Genomic DNA, 6902 nt, shown 5'->3' on the forward strand with positions numbered 1-6902 from the left:
GGGGGGGGGGCGGGGGGTTTTTGGGGGGGGGGGGGGGGGGAGAGAGAATCAGTCGAGAGGGAAGCCGTCCTGCACAATTGCCCGGTCTGCGGCAATGGTTGTCTCGTGGTGCAGCATGTCCCGGCCCTCACGCATGAGGCGCACCCACTTGCGGGTTAGCTCCTCCAGCTCGGAGGCGTTCAGTGCACCGGAGGCGATACTTGCTTCGTCAGCGGCGGCGGAGTTGGTGATGTGTTCGTGCCAGAGCTCGTAGACCTCGTTGGTGTAGGAGTCGTGGAGCGTCTGAGCGTGTTCGCGTGCCTGGCGGATGTACTCGCCGAGGACGGAGAGGTAGTGCTGGAGCTGATCCTGGTTCGGGGCGTCTGCCGAAGGGGCGTCAGCCGTTACCGGGGTGGGAGAGCTCTGCCTCGCGGGTGAGGGGGCGGAGTAGTTCGCCTGCCTCGCAGGGGTGTGTTCTGATGCTGAATGGGGAATCATGAGCGGTCGTACGCGCCGCCGTGGCGCGCGGGTAGGGTCGGGATGCGACATCGCACCCCGGCGGTGGGTAGTGGTGTGGCTGGTCGGCTTACTGGTTCGTACCGGTGGCGTGCGCTCGCCGAAGTGAAGTGAATTGAGGGGAACCCTCGCAAACCATCATACAAAAAAGTGACCGTCAATCTAATAAGGTTGATTAGCGGTTGAGGGACCCAAAAAACATGCACGCAAACGCAATAATCTGCAATGAGATGGCTCCAACCCCACATAATAGGGAGGGGAGAAGAGCTATCTGGGAGGTAAATTCCCAAGTCCAGGGGATTCGGCAGGGGATTCGGGGGTGTTATAGCTGAGACGCACGGAGCCGTAAGGCCTGCATTGCGAGCGGTCGTTGAGAACGAGATTTTATGCACGAAAAAAATAACAAAATTCCTTTCAGCTGAAAGAAAGGAATAGCGCAATGGGGGCTCCGCTGGCATCGGAGCCCACCGGAGTTGCACGGAGTGTAGATAAGCGAGGCGGGACGATACCGAAATTACGGTACCTCCCCGCCTCGCGTTATTCACCATCGGTGCGTAGGGGATCCGCGTCTTAGCGCAGGCTGAGCGTCGCGCAACGAGCGACGACGAATCGCGGATGCATCGCCTACTCGGCGGCTTCCTCCACCACGAGCACTACATCGCGAACCTCGAGCTCGCCCTCGGCTGCCACCAGGGACAGCTCGCGTGCGTTACCGGCGGCCTTCAGATCGCCCAGGCCGGCCTCGATGCGGTCCAGCTGAGCCTGAGGAGCCGCGATGGTAGCGGACTCAACCTCGGTGCGCTGCTTGACCTTCGCGTCGCTCTTTGCCTTGCGCAGGCCGCCCAGGGCCTCGGCAACATCCGGCAGGATCTGCTTGAGCGAGTCAATCTGAGCCGGGTTGGCATCAGCCAGGACCCACTGGGCAGAGATGCCGGCGGTCGGGTTCTGAGCGGAGTACTCAGCCAGCAGGGTGCCCTCCAGGATGGGCAGTGCCTGCGGCCACTCGGCGCGGTGCACGCTACCCGCACGCCACCAGGACCAAATCTCTTCGGTCACGAAGGGCAGGAAGGGCGCGAACAGGCGCAGCAGAGCGTCCAGGGTGGTGGCCAGAGCGGCCAGAACCGAAGCCTGCTCCTGCTCACCGCGAGCACCGTAGGCACGGTCCTTAATCAGCTCGACGAAGTCGTCGGTGAAGGACCAGAAGAAGCTCTCGCAAATCTGCAGGGCACGAGCGTACTCGTACTTCTCGAAGGCTGCGGTTGCCTCTTCAATCAGGTACGCGAGGCGAGCCAGCAGGGAGCGATCCAGGGCGTTGATGAGCACACGACCCTGAGCCTGCGAGGTGATGACGGACTTCTCGGTTGCGCCCAGGTTCAGCACGAACTTGGAGGCGTTGAGCAGCTTGATGGCCAGGCGGCGGCCAATCTTCATCTGACCCTCGTCGTAGGCGGTGTCGGCACCCAGGCGAGCGGAAGCCGCCCAGTAGCGCACAGCGTCCGAACCGTACTTCTCCAGAACCTCGTTCGGGACCACGACGTTGCCCTTGGACTTGGACATCTTCTTGCGGTCCGGGTCGAGAATCCAGCCGGAGAGCGCGGTGTTGTACCACGGCACGGAGGAGGCCAGGGTCTCGGAGCGCACGGCGGTGGAGAACAGCCAGGTGCGGATGATGTCGTGACCCTGCGGGCGCAGATCCATGGGGAAGGTCTTTGCGTGCAGGTCCGGGTTCACGCCCCAACCGGTCGCAATCTGCGGGGTCAGGGAGGAGGTGGCCCAGGTGTCCAGAACATCCGGGTCGGCCACGAAGCCGCCGGCCACGCCGCGCTGATCCTCGGTGTAACCGGGAGCGGTCTGCGAGGCGGGGTCCACCGGGAGCATATCCTCGGTGGGCAGAATCGGGTTCTCGTAGTCGGGCTCGCCCTCGGCGTCCAGCGGGTACCAGACGGGGAAGGGAACGCCGAAGAAGCGCTGGCGAGAAATCAGCCAGTCGCCGTTCAGACCCTCAACCCAGTTCTCGTAGCGGCTACGCATGAAGGAAGGGTGCCAATTGATTTCGCGGCCGCGCTCGATGAGCTTCTCGCGGCGGTCGGCGTCGCGGCCACCGTTGCGGATGTACCACTGGCGCGATGCGACGATCTCGAGGGGCTTGTCGCCCTTTTCGTAGAACTTCACCGGGTGGGTAATCGGCTTGGGGTCGCCGTCCATTTCGCCGGCCTCAACCAGCATCTCCACGACGGTCTTCTGCGCGGTGAAGACGGTGGTGCCGGCCATGCGCTCGTAGCGCTCGCGGCCCTCGGGGGAGGTAATCCACTCGGGGGTTTCGCGGGAGAAGCGGCCGTCGCGGCCGATGAGTGCGCGGGTGTCCAGCTGCAGCTCGCGCCACCAGGTGACGTCGGTGGTGTCACCGAAGGTACAAATCATGGCGATACCGGCGCCCTTGTCGGGCTGTGCCAGCGGGTGAGCCTTGATTTCGACCTCAACGCCGAACAGCGGGGAGGTGACGGTGGTGCCGAAGAGCGACTGGTAGCGCTCGTCGTCGGGGTGCGCCACGAGGGCCACGCAGGAGGGCAGCAGCTCGGGGCGGGTGGTCTCGATCCAGACCTTCTCGCCGTTGGGGCGGTGGAAGCTGATGCGGTGGTACGCGCCGGGGCGTTCCTTATCTTCTAGCTCGGCCTGGGCGACCGCGGTGCGGAAGGTGACGTCCCACATGGTGGGGGCCTCTGCCATGTAGGCGTTGCCTGCTTCCAGGTCCTTCAGGAAGGCGAGCTGGGAGACCTTGCGGGAGTGTGCGTCGATGGTGCGGTAGGTGCGCGACCAGTCCACGGACAGACCCAGGGTGGTGAAGAGGTTCTCGAAGACCTTCTCATCCTCAACCGCGAGTTCTTCGCAGAGCTCGATGAAGTTGTTGCGGGAGATGCGCGGCCACTTTGCCTGGCTGCGGTCAGGCTTGGGGGTGCCGTCTGCCTTCCAGGTGATCAGGTCACGGAAGGAATCGTTGTCGGGCACGGAGGGGTCGCAGAGAACGCCGTAGTAGTTCTGAACGCGGCGTTCGGTGGGCAGACCGTTGTCGTCCCAGCCGAGGGGGTAGAACACGTTCTTGCCGGTCATGCGCTGGTAGCGTGCAATGACGTCGGTCTGGGTGTAGGAGAACATGTGACCCACGTGCAGGGAGCCGGATGCGGTCGGCGGCGGGGTATCGATGGAGTAGACCTGCTCGCGAGTGGTGTTCTCGTCGAATGCGTAGGTCTTCTCATCGGCCCAGCGCTTCGAAAGCTTCTCTTCGAGGCCTTCGAGGGCGGGGCGGTCGGGAACGTTAATCTGTACGGGCGAGTCTGAGCCCAAAATGTTTTCAGCCATAAGGGCTATTTTCTCATATTCACGGCGTTCTCTCAGCTTTCATCGCTGACCGTGCGCCGAGGATGTGGTGAGTCACGGCCACGATGGCCGTTTGCGGGGTGCTTCGAGGGGTTGTCAGGGGCGTTCGTAGCGGGTGATGGCTTCTTCGAGGCGGCGCAGAAGTCGGTCGTATCGCGGGGCGAAACGTGCGCGACGCAGGGCAGCGGCGGGTCCGCGGGAGTGGATGAGCTCATCCCAGGAGGCGGGGTCCAGGTAGGTCTGCCCCAGGAGTAGGTGTACCTCGATGGGGTAGGGGGTCCCTGTGGAAGCTCGGTACGCGGCGGCTCGCTGCTGTAATTCTCGCCGGCGGGTCCGGAGGTCGGTGATGCGGTGGTGTTGAGATTTCACGGTGGTGCGGTGGATAGGGGGGGCGGGGGCCTCGGAGGCGCTATTCGGAAACGCCACAGGAATATGTCATTAATACCCGAAGATAAATGTGTCCCGCGGATCATTTCAACACGTGACCGGACCCTATGCAGGCATCATTCGGGGGCGTAGACTGAAATAGTACCAATCCTGAGGAGGCATTGATGAGTACGTTTAGTTTCTTTGGTTTGGGTGCTTTCGAGACCGCCGTTCTACTGATTCAGGCGGTACTGGTGGCGGCATGCATCGGGCACCTTAGCATGCGAAGCGGCTATGGGGAGGCGCGCATGCGCTTCGTTCTTCCCATTATCGCTTTCGTACCGGGTGCAGCGATTCTCTATCTCATGTCTGCACGCGAGGGTACGGTTCCCCCGGACACCGTGAAGACCGGTAGTAGCTCGCCCGTGTACTTTGAGCACCGCCTCGGCTACCGCGATGGTGGCCGTAGCCGCTGGGGTCTTCCCCGTCGCCGCAAGTAATCGGGGTTGACGAGGTTCTTTTGAACCGTGAAAACCGAAAAAACCAAAAATGTATGCCCGGTGTGTTTCGTTGTAGAGCACGACCGGGCATCGTTTTATTAGGATAAAGATATGACTAAGAACACTTACATTCCTCCATCTCCCTTTCGCTCCTGGGCCGGAGACGGTAAGGTAGCCGTGGTGACCGGCGCGTCCAGCGGAATTGGTCGTGCGACCGTGCACCAGCTGGTTGCCACCGGGTGGACGGTGTACGCTCTGGCTCGCCGCACCGACCGTCTTTACACCCTGCAGCAGGAGACCGGGGCGCATCCGGTCACCTGCGATGTAACCAACGAAACCGCCGTTGCCTTTGCCGCCGAGCAGATTCTGGGTGAGCAGGGAACCGTCGACGCTCTGGTCAACATTGCCGGGGGAGCCATCGGCCTGGATCCCGTTGCGGAGGGTAAGCCCGAAGATTACCTGCAGATGTACCGCATGAACGTGCTGGGAATCCTGAATACGGTCCGCGCCTTCAGCGGGGCACTGCGCCAGAATGGTCACGGCACGATTCTGAATCTGACCTCCACCGCTGCCGAGCATGGGTACGAGGGCGGCGCCGGGTATAACGCCGCAAAGTTTGGCGCTCGCGGCCTGACCGAGGCGCTCCGCCTGGAGGAGGCGGAACATAACGTGCGCGTCATCGAGATTTGCCCCGGCATGGTGCACACCGAAGAGTTCTCTCTGAACCGCCTGGGTTCTCAGGAGGCCGCCGACCGCGTGTATGAGGGTGTACCGAATCCGCTTACCGCCGAGGACGTTGCGCAGACCGTAACCTTTGCGCTCAATGTTCCGCACCACGTCAATCTGGATCGCGTTACCCTGCGCCCGGTGGCTCAGGCTAGCCAGTTCAAGGTGATTCGCGCCGAGGGGTAGCGTGCCATCGGCCCTCTCTACAACCCTTCAATGAGAAGTTCTGCGGATAATACGCACATAACCCCGTTTGGGGGATGGGTGAAAGCTCACTCCCCGAAGCGGGGTTTTCTCAGGTAGTTATAAGGTTTTTCCTCACGGAATAACGCATAGGTTTGTTAAACGTCAGCAAAAGAGAAGTTTAAGAATCGTCATATCCTGATATAGAGAACTTGAGTAAGTAAATTGGTATGTATACAACCTCTTTCTAGGGGAGTGTTTTATAACGATTTGATAACACTTGAATAGAGGATGCGATAGGGTGCCGGTAAGAACAGGGGCGAATGTTAGCCTTTTAGCATCACACCCATATTGAACACCCGATGGCCTTCGATGAGGGGGGCTCATATTCCCGGGGTTCACCACCGATGATTCAGAGATCGAGGAACAATGTCGAAGACTACCCGTCGCGTCTACAAGATTGCAGCAGCGGCAGCCTTTACCGCAGGCTCCGTTGCCGCTATTCCGGCAACCTTTGCGGCTGAGGCTCCCGCAGACCAGAGCGGCACGACCGTTGCCGTCACGCAGCACCCCAACGGCGAGGTAAACGTAGAGGTTACTGCCCCGGCCCCGGCTGCTACCGAGGCTCCGAAGGCTGAAGCACCGAAGGCTGAGACTCCGGCCCCCGCTGCCACCGAGGCCCCCAAGGCTGAGGCACCGAAGGCTGAGACCCCGGCGCCGACTGCAACCGAGGCACCGAAGACCGAGGAAACCCCGAAGGCAGATCCCAAGACCGAGCAGGCCAATCCCGCCATCGAGATTGAGGAAACCGACTTCCCCGCAGACGCCACCATCAATACCATTACGGTTCGTGCATCCGGTTTCCAGGGGGCCAAGGTGGGTGCCTCTGTTAACGTGAGCATCTACGCTCTGGACGCTAACCAGCAGATTACCGGTGAACCGATTGCAACCATCACCGTTGACGCTGGACAGATCAAGGACGGCGCATTCAACGCTTCCCTCAGCGTTCCCGCAGCCCAGCTTCCCGCCGGCGCATCCTACGCTCTGGTTGCTGTCAGCAACCCCCAGGCTCAGCCCGCCGAGAAGCTGGTGGCTCTTTCCTCCTTCAAGGTAACCGAGACTACCACTCCGCGTGCTCAGACCCCCAAGGCAGACGAGACCCCCGCCCCGGAAACCCCCAAGGCAGACGAGACTCCCGCCCCCGAGACTCCGACTCCGGAGACCCCTAAGGCTGATGAGACTCCCGCCCCCGAGACT

At 61.7% G+C, this 6902-nt stretch carries 5 protein-coding genes and 1 pseudogene; 3 read left to right on the top strand and 3 right to left on the bottom strand.

The genetic code is table 11. From position 1 onward, the window contains the following. Positions 1-48: 48 nt before the first annotated feature. The 3 genes from HMPREF2874_RS03880 to HMPREF2874_RS03890 form a co-directional block, all read right to left on the bottom strand. Positions 49-477 carry a hypothetical protein gene (locus HMPREF2874_RS03880; protein ID WP_070649009.1) on the bottom strand — a complete coding sequence of 143 codons (429 nt, stop codon included), beginning with the start codon at positions 475-477 and terminating at the stop codon, positions 49-51. A 642-nt stretch (positions 478-1119) separates the two neighbouring features. Further along, on the bottom strand, positions 1120-3852 hold the full coding sequence (gene valS, locus HMPREF2874_RS03885) for a valine--tRNA ligase (RefSeq protein ID WP_070649010.1): 2733 nt from the start codon (positions 3850-3852) through the stop codon (positions 1120-1122). A 114-nt stretch (positions 3853-3966) separates the two neighbouring features. Next, the gene (locus HMPREF2874_RS03890) at positions 3967-4296 is read right to left on the bottom strand and encodes a hypothetical protein (RefSeq protein ID WP_070649011.1); all 330 of its coding nucleotides are present in this window, start codon (positions 4294-4296) and stop codon (positions 3967-3969) included. Positions 4297-4421: 125 nt separating this feature from the next. Here HMPREF2874_RS03890 and HMPREF2874_RS03895 point away from each other — a divergent pair, with 125 nt between their 5' ends. From HMPREF2874_RS03895 to HMPREF2874_RS03905, 3 genes and pseudogenes are all read left to right on the top strand, one after another. Further along, the gene (locus tag HMPREF2874_RS03895; protein ID WP_070649012.1) at positions 4422-4736 is read left to right on the top strand and encodes a penicillin-binding protein; all 315 of its coding nucleotides are present in this window, start codon (positions 4422-4424) and stop codon (positions 4734-4736) included. 111 nt (positions 4737-4847) lie between these two features. Beyond that, on the top strand, positions 4848-5648 hold the full coding sequence (locus HMPREF2874_RS03900; protein WP_070649013.1) for an SDR family oxidoreductase: 801 nt from the start codon (positions 4848-4850) through the stop codon (positions 5646-5648). A gap of 426 nt (positions 5649-6074) precedes the next feature. Further along, positions 6075-6902: pseudogene (locus HMPREF2874_RS03905) on the top strand (peptidase); the annotation flags it as partial.

It is taken from the genome of Rothia sp. HMSC068F09, assembly GCF_001812775.1.
Lineage (GTDB): Bacteria > Actinomycetota > Actinomycetes > Actinomycetales > Micrococcaceae > Rothia > Rothia mucilaginosa_A.